The 21,938-nt window shown below is 70.6% G+C and carries 18 protein-coding genes; 5 read left to right on the forward strand and 13 right to left on the reverse strand.

Translation table 11 applies throughout. From position 1 onward, the window contains the following. Positions 1-11 precede the first annotated feature (11 nt). A complete protein-coding gene (locus AC06FP_RS15145) occupies positions 12-1,043 on the reverse strand; it encodes a YheT family hydrolase (protein ID WP_478076121.1) in 1,032 nt (343 codons plus the stop codon). A 146-nt stretch (positions 1,044-1,189) separates the two neighbouring features. Continuing rightward, positions 1,190-1,981, reverse strand: a complete 792-nt coding sequence (locus AC06FP_RS15150) for a lysophospholipid acyltransferase family protein (protein WP_456117740.1) — start codon at positions 1,979-1,981, stop codon at positions 1,190-1,192. Between the two features lie 119 nt (positions 1,982-2,100). On the opposite strand from AC06FP_RS15150, the gene AC06FP_RS15155 reads away from it, so the two are divergent. Continuing rightward, entirely contained in the window at positions 2,101-4,686 is a 2,586-nt protein-coding gene (locus AC06FP_RS15155; protein WP_478076086.1) for an EAL domain-containing protein, read from the forward strand. Between the two features lie 46 nt (positions 4,687-4,732). Here AC06FP_RS15155 and AC06FP_RS15160 read toward each other — a convergent pair whose 3' ends face one another. The 8 genes from AC06FP_RS15160 to AC06FP_RS15195 form a co-directional block, all read right to left on the reverse strand. Further along, the gene (locus AC06FP_RS15160) at positions 4,733-5,152 is read right to left on the reverse strand and encodes a hotdog fold thioesterase (protein WP_478076087.1); all 420 of its coding nucleotides are present in this window, start codon (positions 5,150-5,152) and stop codon (positions 4,733-4,735) included. A 55-nt stretch (positions 5,153-5,207) separates the two neighbouring features. After that, positions 5,208-5,753, reverse strand: coding sequence for a DUF488 domain-containing protein (locus tag AC06FP_RS15165; protein ID WP_478076088.1), 546 nt, complete (start codon positions 5,751-5,753; stop codon positions 5,208-5,210). Continuing rightward, entirely contained in the window at positions 5,753-5,965 is a 213-nt protein-coding gene (locus tag AC06FP_RS15170) for a hypervirulence associated TUDOR domain-containing protein (protein WP_478076089.1), read from the reverse strand. The genes AC06FP_RS15165 and AC06FP_RS15170 overlap by 1 nt, the downstream gene beginning before the upstream one ends. Positions 5,966-6,147: 182 nt before the next feature. Beyond that, positions 6,148-7,203, reverse strand: a complete 1,056-nt coding sequence (locus tag AC06FP_RS15175; RefSeq protein ID WP_478076090.1) for a DNA alkylation repair protein — start codon at positions 7,201-7,203, stop codon at positions 6,148-6,150. A gap of 226 nt (positions 7,204-7,429) precedes the next feature. Beyond that, positions 7,430-9,385: a phospholipase D family protein gene (locus AC06FP_RS15180; protein WP_478076091.1), complete on the reverse strand. Its 1,956-nt coding sequence runs from the start codon at positions 9,383-9,385 to the stop codon at positions 7,430-7,432. Further along, positions 9,382-9,951 (reverse strand): YceI family protein, encoded by a 570-nt coding sequence (locus tag AC06FP_RS15185; protein ID WP_478076092.1) that lies wholly within the window; start codon positions 9,949-9,951, stop codon positions 9,382-9,384. The genes AC06FP_RS15180 and AC06FP_RS15185 overlap by 4 nt, the downstream gene beginning before the upstream one ends. A gap of 161 nt (positions 9,952-10,112) precedes the next feature. Then, complete coding sequence (locus tag AC06FP_RS15190; protein WP_054662172.1) at positions 10,113-10,589, reverse strand: SixA phosphatase family protein; 477 nt, start codon at positions 10,587-10,589, stop codon at positions 10,113-10,115. 20 nt (positions 10,590-10,609) lie between these two features. Beyond that, the gene (locus AC06FP_RS15195; protein WP_456117731.1) at positions 10,610-11,242 is read right to left on the reverse strand and encodes a nucleotide-binding protein; all 633 of its coding nucleotides are present in this window, start codon (positions 11,240-11,242) and stop codon (positions 10,610-10,612) included. 127 nt (positions 11,243-11,369) lie between these two features. Between AC06FP_RS15195 and AC06FP_RS15200 the strand changes: the two genes are divergently transcribed. Next, complete coding sequence (locus AC06FP_RS15200; protein WP_456117730.1) at positions 11,370-12,851, forward strand: AAA family ATPase; 1,482 nt, start codon at positions 11,370-11,372, stop codon at positions 12,849-12,851. A 56-nt stretch (positions 12,852-12,907) separates the two neighbouring features. Here the strand turns inward: AC06FP_RS15200 and AC06FP_RS15205 are convergent, their stop codons facing one another. Next, positions 12,908-13,546, reverse strand: coding sequence for a tetratricopeptide repeat protein (locus AC06FP_RS15205; RefSeq protein WP_456117729.1), 639 nt, complete (start codon positions 13,544-13,546; stop codon positions 12,908-12,910). A 181-nt stretch (positions 13,547-13,727) separates the two neighbouring features. Between AC06FP_RS15205 and AC06FP_RS15210 the strand changes: the two genes are divergently transcribed. The 3 genes from AC06FP_RS15210 to AC06FP_RS15220 all read left to right on the forward strand — a co-directional run bounded on the left by AC06FP_RS15210 (position 13,728) and on the right by AC06FP_RS15220 (position 19,195). Beyond that, positions 13,728-17,438 carry an indolepyruvate ferredoxin oxidoreductase family protein gene (locus AC06FP_RS15210; RefSeq protein WP_478076093.1) on the forward strand — a complete coding sequence of 1,237 codons (3,711 nt, stop codon included), beginning with the start codon at positions 13,728-13,730 and terminating at the stop codon, positions 17,436-17,438. A gap of 123 nt (positions 17,439-17,561) precedes the next feature. Continuing rightward, positions 17,562-17,924: a helix-turn-helix transcriptional regulator gene (locus tag AC06FP_RS15215; RefSeq protein ID WP_478076094.1), complete on the forward strand. Its 363-nt coding sequence runs from the start codon at positions 17,562-17,564 to the stop codon at positions 17,922-17,924. Next, on the forward strand, positions 17,915-19,195 hold the full coding sequence (locus AC06FP_RS15220) for a type II toxin-antitoxin system HipA family toxin (RefSeq protein WP_478076095.1): 1,281 nt from the start codon (positions 17,915-17,917) through the stop codon (positions 19,193-19,195). Before AC06FP_RS15215 ends, AC06FP_RS15220 begins: the two co-directional genes overlap by 10 nt. 48 nt (positions 19,196-19,243) lie before the next feature. Here the strand turns inward: AC06FP_RS15220 and AC06FP_RS15225 are convergent, their stop codons facing one another. Next, a complete protein-coding gene (locus AC06FP_RS15225) occupies positions 19,244-21,148 on the reverse strand; it encodes a M61 family metallopeptidase (RefSeq protein ID WP_478076096.1) in 1,905 nt (634 codons plus the stop codon). 41 nt (positions 21,149-21,189) lie between these two features. Then, entirely contained in the window at positions 21,190-21,834 is a 645-nt protein-coding gene (locus AC06FP_RS15230) for a DUF938 domain-containing protein (RefSeq protein ID WP_478076122.1), read from the reverse strand. Between the last annotated feature and the right edge of the window lie 104 nt (positions 21,835-21,938).

Consider the following 21,938-nt stretch of genomic DNA (forward strand, 5'->3'; position numbering starts at 1 on the left):
GCGATGGGGACTCAGGACCCGAGCGCCAGCGCGGCCTGTTCCGGCGCCGGATGCGCGCCCACCGCGGCGGCCAGGCGCTGCGCCACCCAGCGCTCGGAGAAACCATCGCCGCGCAGGTTCTCGATGAAGCCGCAGTGCCCGCCCCAGCGCGCGATCTCCAGCCGCGCGTGCGCCGGCAGGCGCCAGTGGCGGAAGGTGGTGAACGGGATCACCGGGTCGTCGCGCGCCATCAGGATGTCGGCGGGCACTTCCAGCGTGGACAGGCGCTGCCCGGCGATGGAATAGCCGTCGAAATAGTCCTGCAGCGTGGCGAAGGCGGTGTGCCGCTCGACCAGCCAGCCGGTCAGGGCGCGGATGTCCAGCTTCAGCACGGTGTCGTCGCAGTCGGCCAGTTCCGGGAACAGCTCACGCTTGCGCCGCAGCGAGCCGGTCCACTTGCGGCGGAAATACCAGTCGTACATCGCCGGGCCGCGCTCGATGCTGTCCATGGTCAGCGCCGGGTCCAGCACCGGGCACACCGCCGCCACGTGCCGCAGCGGCACGCCGGCGGCGGGCGCGTGCAGGGCCAGGCGCAGCACGAAGTTGCCGCCCAGCGAATAGCCCGCCGCCACCAGCGGCAGGCCGGGGAAACGGCTGGCCACGTCGCCGGCGGCATGCACCACTTCGTCGATGCGGCAGGAATGGAAGATGCCGGGGTTGAGGTGGTGGGTATTGCCGTGGTCGCGGAAGTTCAGCCGCACCACGTCGAAGCCCTGCTCCAGCATGCGCGCGGCGGTCATGCGCATGTAGCTCGATTCGGCGCTGCCCTCCCAGCCGTGCAGCAGCAGCGCCAGGCCGACCGGGGCATTGCCCGGCAGGCGGCTGTGCCAGGCCTGCAGGCGCACGCCGTCGCCACCGTCGAGGATGAGTTCGCGGGTGACCGCGCCGCTGGACGCCAGCAGGTGCTGGCCGCGGCGCAGGCGCACGCCGCTGGACGCCAGCATCGACTGCAGGTGCGGATTGCGCAGCCAACGCGGCGGCTGGTACTGGGCGGCGCTCAACATGGCGCTCATGCTGCGCCCTCCCGGCGGGAGGAGGCGTGAACCGCCATGGGCCGGCCGCCGCTCACCGCCGGCCCGCACATGCCGCGCGCCGAAGCCTTGCCGGCACCGCACGCGGACTGCAGGACGGACGCCACCGGGACACGCCGTTACGGGCCTTCCATCGCCGCCACGATGCGCGCGCGCGAGGTTTCGGCCAGGCGCCGGCGCCCTTCCAGGTCGTGGCTGCCGACCGGTTCGAGGAAATGCACTTCGGCGCGCCGCGCCGGCTCGCCCAGCAGGCGCAGGAAGTTGCCGAAGAAGCTCTCGCCCGGCGCGAACGCCACCCGGGTCTGGGCGTCGCCGCGCACGCCATAGCGCAGCGCCACCGGCTGCACCGGCACGCCGGTCTCCACCGCGGCCTGGAAGATGCGCGCGTGGAACGGGCCGACCTCGTGGCCGCCGCGGGTGCGGCCTTCCGGGAACACCGCCACTGGCCGGCCCTCGCGCAGCCGCTTGGCCATTTCCTCCATCACCCCGCCCAGCGACTCGGTGTTGCCGCGCTGGTGGTAGATGGTGTGGCCGCGCGTGGCGAGCCAGCCGACCAGCGGCCAGCCGGCGATCTCGCGCTTGGCGACGAAGCCGACCATCTTCTGGCTGTGGATCATGCTGATGTCGACCCAGCCGACATGGTTGGCGACGAACAGCACCGCCCCCGGCTGCGGCTGGCCGAGGCGGCGCAGGCGGAAGCCGAAGATCCACATCAGCCCGCCCGACCACCAGCGCACCACCTTGTGCTCCAGCGGATCGGCGGCCGCGCCGAGGCGGCCGAACGGCGGCGCCATCAGCAGCAGGATCAGCGGCAGGAAGATCACGACGTGGACCAGCAGCAGCGGCACGCGGTACAGATAGCGGAACGCACGCGCCACGCTGCCCTGGCGGGCGGGACGGGGGGAAGTCATCCGCGCAAGATACCGGATGCGGTCCGGCTTCCGCCAGCGGATGCGCGCCCGGCGGCATGCCCGCCCCGGCGCGCGGGCAAAGCGGTATAAATCCGCTCACGCCTTCAGGGGAGCGGGACATGGAGCGCTTATCGCGGTCGCTGGCCGGGGACATGCTGCCCCTGTTCTCGGCGGCGCTGGAGCAGGTCGACAGCGGCGTGATCGTGTTCGACGGCCAGAACCGCATCGTGCACTTCAACAAGGCCATGGAAACCCTGTCCGGCTGGTCGTGCGCCGAGGCGGTGGGCCGCAACCTGGGCATCCTGGCGCCGGCGGCGATGCGCGAACGCTACGACAGCGACCTGCACCCGGGGGCGGCCAACCGGGTGCGGGAACTGGCCAGCCAGCCGCGCGACGTGCAGCTGGTGCGCAAGGACGGGCAGATGCGCTGGATCAGCGTGTCGCTGGCGCAGACGCCCGGGGCCGACGGCCAGCTGCACATGGCCTTCATCCGTGACGTGACCGCGCGGCGCCAGCGCCAGGAGCGCGAGCGGCTGCTGTCGCTGGGCTTCGACGAGACCCAGAGCGCGGTGCTGATCACCGACGCGCGCGGCCGCGTCGTGCATCTGAACAAGGGCTTCTGCCGCCTGTTCGGCTTCGATGCCAGCCAGGTGCTGCGCCGCCACGTCGCCACGCTGCTGGTGCCGGACCGCACGCGGCGCCACGCGGTGCTGGCCCATGCCGCGCGCCTGCTGGCCGGCGAGCCGGTGTGCTGCGACGAACGGGTGGCCTGCCGCGACGGCCGCCCGCTGTGGTGCTCGATCAGCATCAACCCGATCTTCGACGACTACGGCACGCTGGCCAACCTGGTCATCGTGCTGATGGACATCACCCACACCAAGGTGCACGAGGTGCTGCAGCACCGGATGCTGGACGCGCTGGTGCGCGAAGTGCCTACCAGCGAGGTGATGCAGATGATGTGCCGCGACGTGGAGCAGACCGCGCCGCAGGTGCTGTGCTCGGTGCTGCGGGTGGAGGACGGGCGCCTGCGCACGCTGGCCGCGCCCAGCCTGCCCGAGGCCTATACGCGGCAGGTGGACGGCATACCGGTCGGCCCCGGCGTGGGCTGCTGCGGCACCGCCGCGCATACCGGGCAGACGGTGGTGGCGCGCGACATCGCGCTGGACCCGAACTGGCAGGGCATCAGCCACCTGGCGCTGGAGCACGGGCTGGCGGCGTGCTGGTCCACGCCCATCAAGGCCAGCGACGGCCGCGTGCTGGGCACCTTCGCCTTCTATTACCGCCGCCCGCACGACCCGGACGCCTTCCACCGCCGCCTGGTCGAGGTGATCGTGCACCTGTGCGCGCTGGCGCTGGAGCGCGAGGAAGCGCGCAACCGCATCCGCCGGCTGGCCTTCTACGACGACCTCACCGGCCTGCCCAACCGCAACCTGCTGCACGCCCAGGCCGACCAGGCGATCGCCGCGGCCGCCGCCGCCGGCCAGGCGCTGGCGGTACTGTTCATCGACCTGGACCGGTTCAAGCAGATCAACGACTCCTTCGGCCATCCCGGCGGCGACCAGCTGCTGCGCGCGGTCTCGCGGCGCCTGCAGGAAGAGGCCGGCGCGGCGGACATCGTCGGCCGCCTGTCCGGCGACGAGTTCGTGATGGTGCTCAACCCCTGCGATGCATCGTCCGCGGGCGAGCGCACCGAACGCATCCTGCGCCGGCTGTCGCTGCCGCTGCCGCTGGACGAGGTGCAGATCCGCCCTTCGGCCAGCGTCGGCATCAGCATGTTCCCGCACGACGGCCACGACACCGAGACCCTGCTGCACCACGCCGACATGGCCATGTACCAGGCCAAGAACAGCGGCCGCAACGGCGCGCGCTTCTATTCCCGCGAGATGGACCACAACGCGCAGGAGCGGCTGGCGCTGGAGACGGCGCTGCGCGAGGCGGTCGAGCAGCGCCAGCTGCACCTGCATTACCAGCCGCAGGTCGGCATCGGCGACGGCCGCCTGCGCGGGGTGGAGGCGCTGGCGCGCTGGCGGCATCCGCGCCTGGGCGACGTGTCGCCGATGCAGTTCATCCCGCTGGCCGAGGAATGCGGGCTGATCGGCGACATCGGCCGCTGGGTGGTGGAGGAAGCCTGCGCGCAGTTGGCGCGCTGGCGGCGTGCCGGGCTCGACGTGCCGTCGGTGGCGGTGAACCTGTCGCCCACCAACTTCCACGACCTGGAACTGCCGCCGCGGATCGAACAGGTGCTGCGGCGCGAAGCGCTGGCGCCGGGCGACCTGACCGTGGAGATCACCGAGGACGTGCTGATGGACACCGACCCCAGCACCCTGCGCACGCTGCATGCGGTGCATGCGCTGGGCGTGCGCCTGTCGATGGACGATTTCGGCACCGGCTACTCCAGCCTGAGCTACCTGCGCCTGCTGCCGATCAGCGAACTCAAGCTGGACCGCAGCTTCGTGCGCGGCATCGAGAGCGACGAGGTGGCCAGCGCCCTGACCCGGGCCATCGCCCACATCGGCCAGAGCCTGCGCCTGACCGTAGTCGCCGAGGGCGTGGAAAGCGCCGAACAGCTGCGCCTGCTCGGCGAGCAGGGCTACGGCATCGCGCAGGGCTACCACTTCACCCCGGCGCTGCCGGCGGAAGCGCTGGAGGCGTGGGTCCGGGAGTGGGTGCCGGAGGTAACGGCACCCGACAGCAGCGCACCGTAGGAGCGCGCTTCGAGTGCGCCTGCAGAGCCGTCCCCGCGGGAGCAGGTCAGGCCGGCACCACCGCCAGGGTCAGGCGCGAGATGCACACCGGCTTGCCGGCCTCGTTGTCGATGCGGATTTCCCAGACCTGGGTGGTGCGGCCGACATGCAGCGCGCGCGCCGTGCCGGTGACCACGCCGGAGCGGGTCGCACGCAGGTGGTTGGCGTTGATCTCCAGGCCCACGCAGACCTGGCTGGCGGCATCCACGCACAGATTGCCGGCGCTGCTGCCCAGCGTTTCGGCCAGTACCACCGAGGCGCCGCCGTGGAGCAGGCCGTAGGGCTGGCGGGTGCGCTCGTCCACCGGCATGGTCGCCTGCAGCCAGTCCTCGCCGGCCGCGGTGAAAACGATGCCGAGGTGGTCGATCAGGGTGCCCCGGCTGAGGCGGTTGAGTTCGTCCAGTGAAACGGGGGCGCGGAAAACCATGGCGATGACCGGTGTGGAATCGGTACCAGTTTAAGCGGCGGCGCGGACGCCGGGGTCAGGCGAACAGATCGTCCTGCGGCGGCGGATAGACCAGCCGGCCATCGACCAGGCGCGCGCTGTCGGTCAACGCGTGTTGCTGCACGTGGCCGGCGTCGAGGATGTGCAGCACTTCGACGCCGCGCGCGGTGAGCACGTCGGCGATCAGGCGGCGGTGGCAGCGCCACCACACCGCCTCGGCGCACATCAGCGCGGTGCGGCGGCGCGCGGCCAGTTCCAGCAGCAGCGCCAGGCCTTCGGCGAACTCGGCGCTCTGCAGGTGGTCGGCATAGCCCTGGAAGGCGGCATTGCGCCAGGCGCCGTTGGGCGAACCCGGCAGCGCGCGGCGGCGCCCGCCGAGCTGCGGCAGCCAGAGGTAGTCCAGGCCCGCGGCCGGCAGGGACTGCGCCATCGCCTCGCCGGCGAACCAGGGGTAACGCCGCGAGCCGGGAAAGCGGCGCACGTCGGCCACCGCCCCGATGCCACAGCCGCCCAGCAGCGCGAGGAATTCGTCCCAGCCGCGGGTGGAGTGGCCGATGGTCCAGACGGTGGCGACGTCCGCCATCAGCCGATCTTCTCCAGCACCTCGCCGCGGTGCATGGCGATGTGGTCGGTGCGGTCGCTGCGGATCTCGTACTGCGGATCGTCCTCGCTGCAGCGGCGCACGTGGCCCTTGTACGTCGTGTCGCGGGTATGGACCTTGATGATGTGGCCGCTGACGTGGCCGGCCTCGGAATTCCAGCGGACATGGTCGCCGACCTTGAAGGCGTGGTGCATGGCGGTGCTCCGTGGTGGAAACGGGTGCGGCATCGCGGCGGCGGGGATGCGCTTCGCGCGCATGGCGAAGCAAGCCCGCTGCGCACTGCACGGAAACCGCATGCGGAGAAAACGCCGCGACGGGAGCCGCCCCTGCTTTATAGGCTTCTGCGGTGAATTCCCGGTCAAGGGCGGCAGATGGCTCAGGACGCCAGCGTCCAGCGCAGCGTTTCCAGCGTCCTGCCATTGACCTGGATGGAAAGCGCATGCGCGCCCGGATGGTGCACGCGGGTGGTGACTTCCCTCAGCGCATGGCGCTTCTCGAGCCGCATCCGCGCGCCGGGCGGCAGCTCGAAGGTCTTCCACTTGAAGACCTTGGGGCTGAGCGTGCCGTTCGCCTTCCGGTAGTGGATCGCGTAGTCGAGCACGATGCGCTGGCCCCGCGCCGAGAGCGATTCCAGATCGATGGCGAAGGCGAGCGTATCGCCCATCGCGTAGGTCGTTTCCTCGAAGCGGATGCCATGCACGCGGAGGGCGGCCCCGGCATCGACGCCGATCGCTTCGAGCGCCTGCGGATGGCCGGCCTTGATCAGGGTGCGCAGCGCATGCCGGGTGATCCATTCCAGCCGCGCCTTCTCGTCCGCCGTCTTCACCTCCCCGCGCCAGGCGAGCAGGGTCTCCACCACGTAGCCGGGATGGTCCTTGGCGATGTCGTTCAGGTGGTTGGCGACGCTCTTGCGCACATAGAGCGAGGCATCGAAGGCCAGCGCGCGGAGGATGGGCAGGGTCGGCGTGGGGTCGGCAACCAGCTGCTGCAGGCGTTCGCCCCAGGGCAGGCGCGGCCGCGAGCCTTCCGAAGCCCAGCGCCGGTCGTGTTCGTTGTCCGATGCCGTGCAGCGCAGGAGATGGGCCAGCGTTTCCTCCGGGTGGAGGCGGAGGAAGGGCCGGACGGCGAATTCGGCGGTGAAAAGCCGGGTAAGCACGGTCAGCGCGTCGAGCGAGCGCTTGCGGTCGTCCAGGCCGAAGGTCTGCACGAAATCGGTGAACGGCCAGATGTCGAAGCCGCGCAGATTGCCGCGCCGGGCAGCGGCGAGAAGGATGGCCAGCGCGTCCGCATAGGAGGCGGGCAGCCGCCGCGCGAGCTCGTCCCGGACCCGCGCGATGCGCGGCTTGAGTTCGAGCCGGGCCAGCTCGCCGGCGATGCCTTCGAAGGCCCGGCGATCGAAGGCGGGATGGACCGCCTCGATCTCGCGGCCCATGCGCTCCAGCAGGGCCGGGCCGACGCTGTGCTTGAAGGCGGACGGCTTGTCCTTCTGTTCCACGCTCATGATGGGTTCCTCGCCGTGGTGGACTGCCGGATGCGCCGGCGATGTCCGCCGGACCGCGCATCGGCGCTTTCCGCCCCGCGTTGCGGAAGGTGACGGGAACCGGGAGCGGGAATACGATGCGCGCCGGACGCGACGCCGGCGCCACAGCCCGGTGCGGTCACAGGATCGGTACCAGGCCCGCGCCGAACGCGGTCAGCATGCGTACCAGCAGCCACTTCGGCCCGACATCGACCTCGGGGAAATCGCCCACCGGCACGTAGCAGCGGCGGAAATCCGGGTCGTGCCGCGACAGCGGCAGCGGGCACTCCGGCCCCGGCTGGAACGCGTAGTTGGTGGCGTAGCGCCACGGCCAGACGTCGAGGATGGGCAGGGCCTCGGAGGCCTTGCCCAGGCTGTAGTTCAGGCCCGAGAACACCGGCGCCTTGCCGCGCGGCGCCACCATCCAGGCGTTGTCCGGCGCGATGTCGCGCAGGATGCTCTGCGCCAGCTTCTCGGCGAACACCGGGTCGTCGATGATCACCGCGCCCTCGGTGTTGTAGTTCTCGCTGCGCGGATCGAAGTTGTGGGTGCCGACCACGCCGATGCGGCGGTCCACCACCAGCGACTTGGCGTGCAGGCCCATGCGCGCGCCGCGCCGGGTCACCGGCAGCGGCCGGTTCGCCGCCTTGCTGCCGAGGAACGAGGGCCGGGTCTCGGTGCGCAGCACCTCGCGCTCGACCTCGCTGCCGTCGGCGCCCGCGCGGCGCCCGGAACCGCTGCCGCGCGCGTTGCTGCCGGCCGCGCTCGCGCCGATCACGCGGTTGGGCGGCGGCGCAGGCGCATCGTCCAGCGCCGCGGACACCAGGTTGGCCGGGGCTACCGGCGCGTCCAGCGGGAACGGCTTGTACTCGTAGACGTCGAAGCCCAGTACGCGCAGGTTGCGGCGCTTGTACTTGTAGGCCATCGCATAGACGATCGGGTTGTCGGTCGCCGCCAGGCTGTTGGTGGACACCACCACCCGCGGCGGCGCCTGCCGCGCGCGCAGGTCCTTGAACAGTTTCTGCGCCGGCCTGGACAACACCAGGTAGGGCGTCTGCAGCAGCACTTCGGACTGCGCGCCGGCGATCAGTTCATCCAGCCGCGGCTCGGTGACGTGCGGCGCCGGGTCCTTGCGGTGCTTGCGCGGCAGGTCGGCGACGTAGGCCACCGAACGCACCGGCAACGCCGTGTCGACGAAGGCCTCGGCGACGAACGCCGCATCGGCGGCCTCGGCGGCGGCGCGCGCCACCCGCTCCGGGCGGCGGAACCGCGCCTGCGGCAGTTCCGGCACGCCCTGCCGCAGCAGGGTCCGGCCGACATCGTTCAGGCGCTCGGCCGGCACGCTGCGGTGCGCGTCCCAGAAGCTCTGGAAGTTGGCCGCCATCGCCCGCGCCTCGGGGCCGGCCACGATCACGTCGCGGTCGCGGAAGTTGTACTCGCTGTCCCAGTCGTAATAGTCGTCCTGGTAGTTGCGGCCGCCGACCACGCCGATCACGTCGTCCACCACCAGCAGCTTGTTGTGCATGCGCTGGTTGAAGCGGCGGAAGCAGCACAGCACGCTGCCGGCATAGTCGAAATAGTTGAGCTTGGCCTTGCCGAAGGTGGGGTTGTAGATGCGCAGCTCGAAGTTGGCGTGCGCGCCGGACAGCGCGCCGAGCATCTGCAGGTCGGAGATGGCCGAGAGCTGGTCGATCAGCACCCGCACCTTGACCCCGCGCCGGGCCGCGTCCAGCAGCGCGTCGATGATCATGCGCGCGCTGTCGTCGGTGTCGAAGATGTAGGTCTGCAGGTCGACGCTGCGGCTGGCGCTGTGGATCAGGTTCAGGCGCGCCACCAGCGACAGTTCGCCTTCGTCCAGCAGGGTGGCGTAGTGCCGCGGCGCGCCGGCGGCGGTGGAATCGGCGATGGCCTGCGCGCCCAAGGCTCGCAGCGGCGAATCCAGCGCGCAGCGGTCGGCGCGGTCGCAGTCCAGCGCGGTGGAGCGGGCGGCCACGGCGATGCCCTGCGCGCGCTCGCGCTGCTGCGGCGACAGCGACACGCAGCCGCCGGCCAGCAGGACCGAACCCAGCAACAGGAGACGGAGCAGCAGGTTCACGGTTGGGGGGCGCCGACCAGGCGCGTACGCAGTATGAAGGTCACACGGTCACTCAGGGCGAACTGCCAGCTGTCCATGCCGTAACGACCGCGCAGGACCGTACCCCGGCTGACAAGGTCGCAATCATAGCCCGGCCGTGCGCATTCAGGCTCTTCCAGGTGCAGGACCTCGCGCCGGCCGATGCCGCGGATGGTCAGCCGCCCCTGCACGTCGCCACCGCGCTCGACGATGCCCGGCTCGTAGGGATCGGACTCGAACTCGACCAGCGGGTGCCGCTGCGCGTCGAAGAAGTCCTCGCCGCGCATCCAGCCGGTGTAGCGCGGCTTGCCGGGGATCTCGACGTACTGGGTGAACATGCGCAGGCGCACCTGGTGGCGGCCGTCGGGCAGCACCGTGATCCAGCCGTCGAAGCGCGGGAACTGGCCCTCGATCCTCTGCCCGAAGCGGGTGCGTATCTCGAAACCGAAACGCGAGTGCGCGGTATCGAACTGCAGCGGCTGCGCCGCCGATGCCGCGCCCGTCGCCGCCAGCCATGTCAGCAGCAGTCCACACCACACCCGCCGCATGCGCTCAGCCCCTGTCCACGACCCTGGCGCGGCGCGCAGCCACGCCCACGCACTCCTGCCCGGCCACTCCCCGCCGCCTGCGCCGCGCCCCACGGGACGCGGTGCCGGCGCGGTGCGCCCGGATCATGCCGTCCGGCATGCGCCGCGCCCGGACCATGGGCTCAAGGCCACCAGAATGCCGCCAGGCGGGCGATGCCCGGTTCGATGGCCGCGGCCATCGGCAGCGACAGCACCGCCACCGAGGCGGTGGGCATGCCGCGGTAGTCGCCGGACTGGCCGCTGTGCATCAGCGCCACCAGCCGCTCCATGCCCGGGTTGTGGCCGACCAGCAGCAGGCGCTCGACCTCGCGGTGCTCGTCCACCAGCGCGGCGAGGGTGCCGGGGGTGGCGTCGTAGATGCGCTCTTCCAGCCGCTGTTCGACATAGCCGGTCAGCGACAGCACCGCCTCCAGCGTTTCACGCGCGCGGCGCGCCGGCGAACACAGCACCCGGTCCGGCACCAGCCGCTGCTCCAGCAGCCAGCGACCGGCCGCCTCGGCCTCGGCCAGGCCATGCGGGGAAAGCGGACGGTCGATGTCGGCCAGGCCATTGTCGGCCGGCTCGGCGTGGGCATGTCGCAGCAGGATCAGTTCACGCATGAGGATTCATTAGCTCCGGGTCAGACCTTGTTCAACCATTTCAGAAGCGGTTCCCAGTCCTGCTGGTGCTCGCGGACCTGGGCGGAGTGGTAATCGAACAGGCTGCGGCCCAGGCCGACCATCACCACGTAGCTCTGGCTGTCGCGCAGCTGCGCCACGACCTCGTACGGCCACTGCGCCAGCATCTGCCGCGCCTGCTGCGAAGTCTGCGTCCACGGCTTGGTGCGGTTGAGCACCAGGCCCACCGGCAGGGCGCGCGAGTGCACGCGCCTGACCTTGGCCAGACTGTTCAGGAAACCGACGATGGCCTCGATGTCCAGCGCCGACGGCAGCACCGGCACCACCACCGCATCGGCCACGTCCAGGAACTGCTCCAGATCGTCGGCATGGGCGCCGGCCGGGGCATCGACGATCACCTGCTCGGCGCCGTCGGGGATGTGCTTTTCCCACGCCTTCTTGCGGTAGACGTCCACCGGCAGCACGGCGCTGTCCAGGCTGGCGCGGCGCTGCGCCCAGCGCGTGCTCGACCCCTGCGGGTCGGCGTCGGCGATCACCGTCGCCCTGCCCTGCAGTGCCGCATGCGCGGCCAGATGCGTGGCGATGGTGGTCTTGCCCACACCGCCCTTGGAACCGGCCACCAGGATCGTCTTCATGCACGCCTCGTTTTGCGCGGGACTGCCCGCAGCGTACACCGGCGCGCGACGGCCGCGGTAGTCGGTGCGTGAGGACGGCCGGCGCATGGCGCGCTTTGCTATCGTGGCGGCCCACACCGGAGCCGCCATGAGCGAACTGCAGGACCTGACCGCGCTGATCCGCGCCAATACGCCGCTGATCGTCATCGAGACCCCGGACGAGGCGCGGATCGTGGACCTGTTCCGGCAGGCGCTGATGCATGTGTGGCGGGCGCTGTACCGCTGGTCGATCACCGAGGGCCTGCGCCGCATCGACATGGACCGCGAGGACGAGGCGGTGGGCCCGCCCGACGCCAGCTCGGTGCTGCGCATGATCCAGGAGGCCGAACAACGCGGCATCTACCTGCTGCTCGATTTCCATCCCTACCTGGGCTATGCCAGCCACCAGCGCCTGCTGCGCGACATCGTGCAGCGCCGTCACAGCCAGCCGCACGTGCTGGTGCTGGTCGGCACCAAGGTGGAACTGCCGGCCGAACTGGAAGCGCTGGCCACCCGTTTCAACCCGCGCCTGCCCGACGCCAACGCGCTGCTGAAGATGCTGCGCGAGGAGGCGGCGGCCTACGCCGGCGAGAACGGCGGCCGCCGCGTGGAAGTGGACCAGGACGCGGTGCGGCAGATCCTGCGCAACCTGCAGGGGCTGAGCCTGGCCGACGCGCGCCGCATCGCCCGCCAGCTGATCTGCAACGACGGCGCGCTGCGCGCCGACGACCTGCCGCAGCTGGCGAAGCTGAAGTTCGAGCTGCTCAACCGCAGCGGCCACCTGCACTACGAGTACGACAGCGCGCGCTTCGGCGAGGTGGCCGGCGCCGCCCGGCTCAAGCGCTGGATCGAGCAGCGCCGCGCGGTGTTCGTCGCCGGCGACGCGCCGCCCGGGCTGGACCCGCCGCGCGGCATGCTGCTGCTCGGCGTGCAGGGCTGCGGCAAGTCGATGCTGGCCAAGGCCACCGCCGCCGGCTTCGGCGTGCCGCTGCTGCGCCTGGATTTCGGCATGCTCTACAACAAGTACCACGGCGAGACCGAGAAGAACCTGCGCGACGCGCTGGCCTCGGCCGAGCAGCTGGCGCCGTGCGTGCTGTGGATCGACGAGATCGAGAAGGGCCTGGCCAGCGGCGGCGAGGACGGTGGCGTCTCGCGCCGGGTGCTGGGCTACCTGCTGACCTGGATGGCCGAGCGCAGGGCGCCGGTGTTCATCGTCGCCACCGCCAACCAGGTGCACGAGCTGCCCGCCGAACTGCTGCGCAAGGGCCGCTTCGACGAGATCTTCTTCGTCGACCTGCCCACGCCCGATACCCGGGTGGAGCTGCTGCGCCTGCACCTGGGCAAGCGCGGGCTGGACGCGGACGGCTTCGCCCTGCCGGCGCTGGCGGCGGCGGCCGACGGCTTTTCCGGCGCCGAGATCGAACAGGCGGTGGTCGCCGGCCTGTACGCCGCGCACGCCGCGCGCGGGCCGCTGGACACCGACCTGCTGATGGCCGAGATCCGCAACACCCGGCCGCTGTCGGTCCTGATGGCCGAGCAGGTGCAGGCGCTGCGCGACTGGGCGCGCGGGCGCACGGTGGCCGCGGACTGAGGACGCCTACCGGGCATGCCGCCGGGCAGGCCCGGCAGCGCGGTTTGCCTGCTGGCTCAGGGCCAGGCCGGCGGGTTGGCGGCCCAGGCGCGCTGCACTTCGGCCAGCCGCGCGCGCTCCTCGTCCTTCCACGCCGGCAGCAGCTGCGGGAAGCGCGCCGGGTCGTTCCACAGCTCCGGCTCGGTGCGCGCCGCCGCCGCGTACCACCGCAGCGCCTCGTCGCGGCGGCCCAGCGTCCACAGCGCCAGCGCCAGGGTCGGCGGCGCCCAGCCGGGATTGCCGCGCGTGCCGCTGGCCGCCTGCGCCCACAGCGCCAGCGCGCCCGCGGCATCGCCCTGCCGGTACAGGTCCCAGGCCTGGTTCCAGCGGATGCCGCGCGCCTGCAGCGAGTTCTCGGATACCGACGCCAGCGCTTCCTGGTAAAGCTTGGCCGCCAGTTCCCCACGGCCTTCGGCATAAGCGATACCTGCCAGCTGGGCCGTAGCGTCCACGCCCTTGCGGCCGCGCTCGCGCAGTTTCATCAACTGGTCGACCAGCCCCGGCTGTTCCGGCGGCAGCGCCTGGATGGGCCTGGCCGCGGTGTCGTCATCGAAATAGAACTCGGCGATCTTCGGCAGCTCCTGTGCCCACGCCGTCGAACAGAACAAGCCAGCCAGCAGCAACAGGCCGCCAGCCACGCCCCTTATCACCTGCATGTTGCAATCCCCATCGTTCAGCATCCAGCAAGGGTCCGATCCTAACCGCTCGGCCGGCCGGCCGCGAGTCCGCCCGGTGCCGCCGCGGCGGGCGCCAAAACCCGCGCTGGTACAATCGCCGGCCGCGTGCGCGCCGCCTGGCGCGGCAGCGGACGCCAGCCGTTCCTGCAATGGGCCAGCCATGACCAGTACCGCCGAACTCACCTCCCCCGCCTCCGCCGACACGCCGCTGGTCGGCGTGCGCGACCGCGATTACACGCTGGAGCACAAGTACACCCGCACCGACGGCCGCATCTACCTGAGCGGCGTGCAGGCGCTGGTGCGGCTGCCGCTGATGCAGCAGCAGCGCGACACGGCCGCGGGCCTGAACACCGGCGGCTTCGTCAGCGGCTACCGCGGCTCGCCGCTGGGCGGCTTCGACCTGGAGCTGTGGCGCGCGCGCCGGCACCTGGAAGCGGCGAAGGTGAAGTTCGTGCCGGGCCTCAACGAGGACCTGGGCGCGACCATGGTGTGGGGCACGCAGCAGACCAACCTGTTCCCCGGCGCCAACGTCGATGGCGTGTTCGGCATGTGGTACGGCAAGGGCCCGGGCGTGGACCGCTGCGGCGACGTGTTCAAGCACGCCAACGCGGCCGGCACCTCGAAGCACGGCGGCGTGCTGGCGCTGGCCGCCGACGACCATGCCTGCCGCAGCTCCACCCTGCCGCACGGCAGCGAGGACGAGTTCGTCAGCGCGATGATGCCGGTGCTGAACCCGGCCGGCGTGCAGGACATCCTCGACCTGGGCCTGGTCGGCTGGGCGATGAGCCGTTACACCGGCCGCTGGATCGGCTTCAAGACCATCGCCGAAACGGTGGAGTCGTCGGCCTCGGTGGACGTGAACCCGTTCGCGCGCCGCATCGTCCTGCCGGAGGATTTCGAGATGCCGCCGGCCGGCCTCAACATCCGCTGGCCGGACCCGCCGCTGGAGCAGGAGATGCGCCTGCACCGCTACGCGGTGAAGGCCGCGCAGGCCTTCGCCCGCGCCAACGGCATCGACAGGGTGGTGATGGATTCGCCGCGCGCGCGGCTGGGCATCGTCACCACCGGCAAGAGCTACCTGGACGTGCTGCAGGCGCTGGAATACCTGGGCCTGGACGAGAAGGCCTGCGCCGGGATCGGCATCCGCGTCTACAAGGTCGGCATGACCTGGCCGCTGGAACCGCAGGGCATCGCCGCGTTCGCGCGCGGGCTGGAAGACATCGTCGTGGTGGAGGAGAAGAAGGCCTTCATCGAGCGGCAGATGAAGGAGTACTTCTACAACTGGCCGGCCGCGTGGGGCGCGCGACCGTCCATCGTCGGCAAGTACGACGAGCAGGGCGAGTGGATCCTGCCGTCCACCGGCGAACTGACCCCGGCCACCATCGCCGGCGTCATCGGCCGCCGCATCCAGCGTTTCTTCAACACCGAATCCATCGAGCAGCGCCTGCGCTGGATGGACGAGAAGGAAGCGGAAATGGCGCTGCCGCGCGCGCAGTTCCCGCGCGTGCCGCACTACTGCTCCGGCTGCCCGCACAACACCTCGACCAACGTGCCGGAAGGCTCGCGGGCCATGGCTGGCATCGGCTGCCACTACATGGTGACGTGGATGGACCGCGACACCGACACCTTCACCCACATGGGCGGCGAAGGCGTCACCTGGGCCGGGCAGGCGGCGTTCACCGACACCCCACACGTGTTCCAGAACCTGGGCGACGGCACCTATTTCCACAGCGGTTCGCTGGCGATCCGCCAGGCCATCGCCGCCGGCGTCAACATCACCTACAAGATCCTCTACAACGACGCGGTGGCGATGACCGGCGGCCAACCGGTGGACGGCACGCTCACCGTGCCGCAGATCGCCCAGCAGATGCGCGCCGAGGGCGTGCACACCATCGTGCTGCTGTCCGACGACATCGAGAAGTGGAAGCTGCGCCGGCACGAGTTCCCGGCCGAGGTGGAGTTCCACGACCGCGCCGAACTGGATGCCGTGCAGAAGCACCTGCGCACGGTGAAGGGCACCAGCATCCTGATCTACGAGCAGACCTGCGCCACCGAGAAGCGCCGCCGCCGCAAGCGCGGCAGGCTGGTCGACCCGCTCAAGCGCACCATGATCAATTCGCTGGTCTGCGAAGGCTGCGGCGACTGCGGCGAGAAGAGCTTCTGCGTGTCGGTGCTGCCCAAGGAAACCGAGTTCGGGCGCAAGCGCGACATCGACCAGTCCAACTGCAACAAGGACTTCTCCTGCACCACCGGCTTCTGCCCGAGCTTCGTCACCATCCATGGCGGCCAGCTGCGCAAGGGCAGGAAGAGCGATGCGGCCAGCCTGCTCGACAACCTGCCCGACCCGGTGTTCCGCAGCGACCTGTCGCAGCCCTGGAACATCCTGATCACCGGCGTCGGCGGTACCGGCGTGGTCACCATCGGCGCGCTGCTGGGCATGGCCGGCCACCTGGAAGGCAAGGGCGCCACGGTGCTCGACCAGACCGGCCTGGCGCAGAAGGGCGGCGCGGTCACCACCCACATCCGCATCGCGCGCGCGCCGGCGGACATCCACGCCGTGCGCATCGCCGCCGGCGAGGCCGACCTGGTGCTGGGCTGCGACATGGTGGTGGTCAACGACTACTGGGCGCTGTCCAAGGTGCGCGGCGAGCGCTCGCAGGTGGTGCTCAACACCTACGAGGCGATGCCCGGCACCTTCACCACGCACCCGGACATGCAGTTCCCGGCTGCCGACATCATCGCCGGGGTGAAGGTGGCGCTGGGCGGGCGCGACCCGATCCTGCTCGACGCCACCCAGCTGGCCACCGCGCTGCTCGGCGATGCCATCGCCTCCAACCTGTTCATCCTCGGCTTCGCCTGGCAGCAGGGCCTGGTGCCGCTGTCGCTGGAAGCGCTGATGCGCGCCATCGAGCTCAACGGCGCCGCCATCGAGATGAACCAGCGCGCGTTCGCCTGGGGCCGCCTGGCCGCGATCGACCCGCAGGCGGTGCAGCAGGCCGCCGGCCTGGTGCGCAACGTGCCCACCGAGGCCGAGCGCACCCCGGGCCTGCTGCGCGAACTGCCGCCGGGCGAATGGGAAGGCAGCGAGGCCGGCGCGCCGTCGGCGCCGCGCAACCCCGGCAACGAGCCGGAAGTGCGTGGCCTGCCATCCAACGACCCGCAGCCGGGCGACGTGACCTTCCCGACCCTGGACGACGCGCGCCTGTCGCGCTCGCTGGACGAGCTGATCGCCCGCCGCAGCGGCTTCCTCATCGACTACCAGGACGCCGCCTACGCCACCCGCTACCGCCAGCTGGTCGATGCGGTGCGCAAGGCCGAGCAGCGCGTGGCGCCGGGCAGCACCGCGTTGACCGAGGCGGTGGCGCGCTACTTCTTCAAGCTGATGGCCTACAAGGACGAATACGAGGTGGCCCGCCTGTACACCAGCGGCGACTTCCTCAAGCGCGTGCAGCAGCAGTTCGAGGGCGATTACCAGGTGCGTTTCCACCTCGCCCCGCCGTTGTTCGCCAGGCGCGACGAGCAGGGCCGCCTGCAGAAGAAGGAATATGGCCCGTGGATGTTCAAGGCCTTCGGCCTGCTGGCCCGGCTCAAGGGCCTGCGCGGCAGCCGCTTCGACGTTTTCGGCTACACCGCCGAGCGCCGCGGCGAACGCCAGCTGATCGCCGATTACGAGAAGACCCTGCAGGAGCTGCTGGGCACGCTCGACGCCGGCCGGCTGGCGCTGGCGGTGGAGATCGCCAGCATTCCCGAGCACATCCGCGGCTACGGCCACGTCAAGGAAGCGCACCTGCACGAAGCCAAGGCCCGCGAAGCGGCGCTGCTGGCGACCTGGCGCAACCCCAAGGCGCTGCATATCGTGCAGGCGGCGTAATGTATGCGCTCGCTGACATTTGGTAAATGTCAGCGAGCGCCTGCTTCAAGCAAGTCGCGGGCATCCAATGTAAGCGCTTGCTTACATTTGCTGCAATGTAAGCACTCGCTTACATTGTAGCCCATGGGCATCCTCAGAACTCCTGCCGACCTGGGCAATGTGATCCAGCAGCGCCGCAAGGCACTGGGCTGGGACCAGGCGCGCCTGGCCCACGAGGCGGGGGTCAGCCGGCAATGGATCATCGAGATCGAGAAGGGCAAGCCCAGGGCCGAACTGCAACTGGTGCTGCGGGCACTCAATGTCCTCGGCATCGAACTGGATGCCTCCACCCGCGACACCGCCCCGCTGGCGGCCGGCGACCGGACGTTGGACCTGCCGGACGTCGATCGCATCATCGAGAACAGCCGGGCCCCGCCAGGGGGGTTCGACCCTGGGTTCGACACGTTGTCCAGGCCCCTCCGGAAGGGGACGAAACCGTGGCGCTGACAATCCTGCTGTCCGGACGCATCGCCGGGCGGCTGGAAGCCGATGGCAGCGGGAATGCGCGGTTCCGCTACGCCGATTCCTGGCTCGACACTGCTGGCGCCTATCCGGTTTCCCTGAGCCTGCCGCTGACACAACGGGATTTCCCGCCACAGACGGTCTCTGCCGTCCTGTGGGGGCTGCTTCCCGACAACGAGAGCCTGCTGCAACGCTGGGGTTCGCATTTCCACGTCTCCCCGCGCAACCCCGTGGCATTGCTCTCCCATGTCGGCGAAGACTGCGCCGGCGCGGTGCAGTTCGTCAGCGACGAACGGCTTGAGAGTGTCCTGGCCGGCACCGACGACCGGGTCGAGCCACTGAGCGACGCCGAACTGGCAGGCCGGCTGCGACGCCTGCGCCAGGACGGCGGCTTGGCGCGCACTGTGGACGATGTCGGGCAGTTCAGCTTGGCGGGCGCGCAATCCAAGATCGCCCTGCTGAGACAGGACGACGGCAGTTGGGCCATTCCCGCCGGGCGTATCCCCACTACCCATATCCTGAAACCGCCGGGTGGCGACTACGACGGCTTCGTCGAAAACGAGATGTTCTGCCTGCGCCTGGCACAGGTGCTCGATCTACCGGCCGCCACGGCAGAAAAGATCGAGATCGACGGTGAAACCGCCATCTGCGTCAGCCGCTACGACCGCGCCCGCATGCACGGCGATCTGGTGCGCGTGCACCAGGAGGACTTCTGCCAGGCCTTGGGTGTGATGCCCCAGATCAAGTACCAGAACCAGGGGGGGCCTGGGCCGGCCGATCTTGCAAAGGTGCTGTGGAATCACTCCTCACGGCCGCTCAATGACGTGGTGACCCTGTTCCAGGCATTGGCCTTCAACTACCTGATCGGCGGCACGGATGCGCATGCCAAGAACTACTCGCTGCTGTTTGGTGCCGGCGGCAATGTCCGCCTTGCTCCGCTGTACGACATTTCCAGCGCCCTGCCCTACCCACAGTTGCAGAAGCGCAAGATCAAGATGGCGATGAAGATCGGCAACCACTACCGCTGGTGGGACATCCGGCAGGAAGACTGGCAGGCCACCGCCGCCAGCCTGCGACTGGAACCGGAATGGGCGTTGGGCGCGCTTGCAGCCATGTGCCGGCTGCTTCCCGAAGCGTCGCAGCGGGTACAGGAGCAACTGCGCGACGAAGGAATCGTCCACCCGGTAATCGGCCGGTTGCTGCACGAAATCCAGCTGGCCTGCGAACGCTGCCTGGCGAGGCTCCAGGCCAGCTGACGGCATGCAAACGCCCCGCGCTGCGGTGCGTTCCACGCCAGGACGGACTCAACGCCGCGGCGCAAGAATCTCCGTCAGCAGGTCGGCGCGGCCGGCGATGCGGCGCAGGTGCGGGTAGCGCAGGCCGTCGCGGTAGTCGATGCGCACGGTGCGGAAGCTGTCGGCCTGGCGCACGATCAGCTCGACCGGCGTGCCGCCCCTGGCCTCGCTCACCGCCTGCTTCAGCCGCGCGCCGCTGTAGGCCAGGCCGTTGACCGCCACCACGGTGACGTCCTTCGCCAGCCCGGCCTTGAACGCCGGACCGTCCCAGCCCACCCACTGCAGCACGCCGTCGCTGCCGGCCTTCAGGCCCAGCGAGTACTGCAGGTCGGTCACGCCATCGGCCTCGCCGTCAGCGACGACCAGGTTCGGCGCTTCGCTGTAGTACAGCTCCCAGCCCGCGGCTTCCAGGCCGTCCGGCGCGCTGCCGTCGCGCGCCTCCAGGCGCTGGCCGATGAAGGCGTCCCAGCCGCCGGGCTGCACCGCTTCCAGCGCGCGCATCACGTCGGCGCGGTCGTACAGGCGGATCTCGCCCTGCTTGCCGCCCTGGTGGAAGCGGCGCGCGAAGTCGTCCAGCGCCACCTTGCCCCGGGACAGCGTGCGCAGCCGCGCGTCCACGCCCAGCCACAGCAGGGTGCTCTCGTTGTAGAACTCGAAGGCGCGCTGCCAGTCGGCCCAGGCCTGCGGCCTGGAATTGAAGTCGAGGATGCCCTGGTGCACGGTGTCGTGCAGGTCGCGCCAGCGCCGCCCCGGCTGGGTGGCGTAATTGGCCTGCAGCTGCGCCAGCATCGCCATGGCGTAGTCGTGGCTCCACAGGCCCGAGCGCGCGGCCAGCACCACCGCCCAGTACTGGGTCTGGCCCTCGTACATCCACAGCTCGTCGTTGTGCATGGGCGCGTTGTAGTGCGGCACCCAGGTCGGGCGCGGGCGCCACGCCTTGCCGATCCACGCATGGGTGTATTCGTGCGGCAGCAGGTCGTTGTCGGCGTAGGGGCGCTCGCCGCGCAGGTAACCTTCGTGCATGCCGTTCTCGCTGGACTGCGCGTGCTCCAGGCCGATGCCGCTGAACACGTCCGACACCGCCAGCAGGAAGTCATAGCGCGTATAGGGGCGCGGCCCGAACACCTTGTCGGCCTCATGCACCAGGGCGCGGTGCGCGTCCAGCACCTTCGGGTCGGCCTGCAGCGCCTGCGGGTTCTCGGCCACCACGTCCAGCCACACCGGCTGCGTGGCCTTGTCGTCCAGGGCGAAGCGCCGGAACCAGCGCCCGGCGTAGACCGGCGAGTCGATCAGCGTCATCAGCGACACCGGCGCGTAGTGCTCGGTGGCGCCGCTGCGCCGGGCGAGGTCCAGCGCCGTGCCGCTCTGCCATCCCTCCGGCAGGCGCAGCGCCGGTTTCACCTGGATGCCGCGCGCGTCGAAGCCGGCCGGGTACAGCACCACGCGGTGCCATTGCAGGTCGAGCAGGTTGGGCGTCATCGCCACCCGGCCCTGGTCGGCGGCGGTGGGCGAGAGGTACTGGAACTCGATGTCCAGCGCGTCCACGCCCGCGGGCACCTGCAGCCGGAAGGCGTACATGTCGCCCGGATCGCGGGTCCACGGCAGCGGCTGGCCATTGCCGCGGATCACCAGCCCGGCGATCTGGTTGATGGGCCCGGTCGGCGCATGGTTGCCGGGTATCCACTGCGGGTACCACAGGGTCAGCGGGCCGGGCGACACCGGGATGCGTTCGCGCACGCGCTGGATGCGGCGGTCGATGTCGCTGGCGTCCACCTCCAGCTCGATCACGCCCGGATAGCGCGCCTGCACCTGCATCGCCGCCTGCCGCGCGTCGCCGTCCTGCGCCTGCGCGCAGGCCAGCGGCGCCAGGCCCAGCGCCATCGCCATCGCCAACAACCAGTTGCGCCCCTGCATCCGTCCACCTGCCCCGTGTTGAAGTTCCCGCATCCTAGCCGCTATCCGGTCCGCACCGGCGTCCGCCGCCAGACCAGGGTGCGGTTGTTGGCCGGCATCGCCGCATCCTCGCGCAGTTCCAGCCCCTGCGCGCGGGCCAGGGCGTCCACCGCCTCGAAATCGCGGATGCCCGAGCGCGGGTCGCGCGCCTTCAGCCAGCCGTCGAAGACGCGGTTGCTCTCGCTGCTGAAGTCCCCGCCGTAGTTGAACGGCCCATAGGTGATGAACAGCGCGCCCGGCGCCATCAGCGGCGGCAGTCCGGCGAACAGCGCCTGCACCGCGTCCCAGCCCATGATGTGCAGGGTGTTGGCGGTGAACACCGCATCGAAGCCGGCCACGCCATCGACCACGGGCAGCGGCGGCGCGGGCCGCAGTCCGGCGCCCACCACCGCCTGCAGCGCCAGCGGCGCCGGCGTGTTGGGCAGCGCGGCCTCGTCCAGCCATTGGCCGATGCCGGGCAGGTGGTCGCGGTGGTCGCTGGCCTGCCAGCGCAGCCACGGCATCGCCGCGGCGAAGTGCACCGCGTGCTGGCCGGTGCCGCTGCCGATCTCCAGCACGGTGCGGGCATCGCCCAGGTGGCGCCGCAGCACCGCCAGGATCGGTTCGCGGTTGCGGTCGCAGGATTCGGCGTAGGGCCTGGCGGTCATCGCGGCGGGCGTCTCGGTGGTCCTGGCGATTGTGCCGGAGCGCATGCGCGCCCACGCATGACCATGGTCACTTGTGCCGGCACCGCGCCGCGGCCGAGATTCGG

It is taken from the genome of Stenotrophomonas sp. Steno-Z2 (assembly GCF_056393235.1).

Coding starts and splice junctions, on each gene's coding strand:
- AC06FP_RS15145 (WP_478076121.1), bottom strand. CDS start 1,043: ATGTTGAGCGCCGCCCAGTACCAGCCGCCGCGTTGGCTGCGCAATCCG.
- AC06FP_RS15150 (WP_456117740.1), bottom strand. CDS start 1,981: ATGACTTCCCCCCGTCCCGCCCGCCAGGGCAGCGTGGCGCGTGCGTTC.
- AC06FP_RS15155 (WP_478076086.1), top strand. CDS start 2,101: ATGGAGCGCTTATCGCGGTCGCTGGCCGGGGACATGCTGCCCCTGTTC.
- AC06FP_RS15160 (WP_478076087.1), bottom strand. CDS start 5,152: ATGGTTTTCCGCGCCCCCGTTTCACTGGACGAACTCAACCGCCTCAGC.
- AC06FP_RS15165 (WP_478076088.1), bottom strand. CDS start 5,753: ATGGCGGACGTCGCCACCGTCTGGACCATCGGCCACTCCACCCGCGGC.
- AC06FP_RS15170 (WP_478076089.1), bottom strand. CDS start 5,965: ATGCACCACGCCTTCAAGGTCGGCGACCATGTCCGCTGGAATTCCGAG.
- AC06FP_RS15175 (WP_478076090.1), bottom strand. CDS start 7,203: ATGGGCCGCGAGATCGAGGCGGTCCATCCCGCCTTCGATCGCCGGGCC.
- AC06FP_RS15185 (WP_478076092.1), bottom strand. CDS start 9,951: ATGCGGCGGGTGTGGTGTGGACTGCTGCTGACATGGCTGGCGGCGACG.
- AC06FP_RS15190 (WP_054662172.1), bottom strand. CDS start 10,589: ATGCGTGAACTGATCCTGCTGCGACATGCCCACGCCGAGCCGGCCGAC.
- AC06FP_RS15195 (WP_456117731.1), bottom strand. CDS start 11,242: ATGAAGACGATCCTGGTGGCCGGTTCCAAGGGCGGTGTGGGCAAGACC.
- AC06FP_RS15200 (WP_456117730.1), top strand. CDS start 11,370: ATGAGCGAACTGCAGGACCTGACCGCGCTGATCCGCGCCAATACGCCG.
- AC06FP_RS15205 (WP_456117729.1), bottom strand. CDS start 13,546: ATGCAGGTGATAAGGGGCGTGGCTGGCGGCCTGTTGCTGCTGGCTGGC.
- AC06FP_RS15210 (WP_478076093.1), top strand. CDS start 13,728: ATGACCAGTACCGCCGAACTCACCTCCCCCGCCTCCGCCGACACGCCG.
- AC06FP_RS15215 (WP_478076094.1), top strand. CDS start 17,562: ATGGGCATCCTCAGAACTCCTGCCGACCTGGGCAATGTGATCCAGCAG.
- AC06FP_RS15225 (WP_478076096.1), bottom strand. CDS start 21,148: ATGCAGGGGCGCAACTGGTTGTTGGCGATGGCGATGGCGCTGGGCCTG.
- AC06FP_RS15230 (WP_478076122.1), bottom strand. CDS start 21,834: ATGACCGCCAGGCCCTACGCCGAATCCTGCGACCGCAACCGCGAACCG.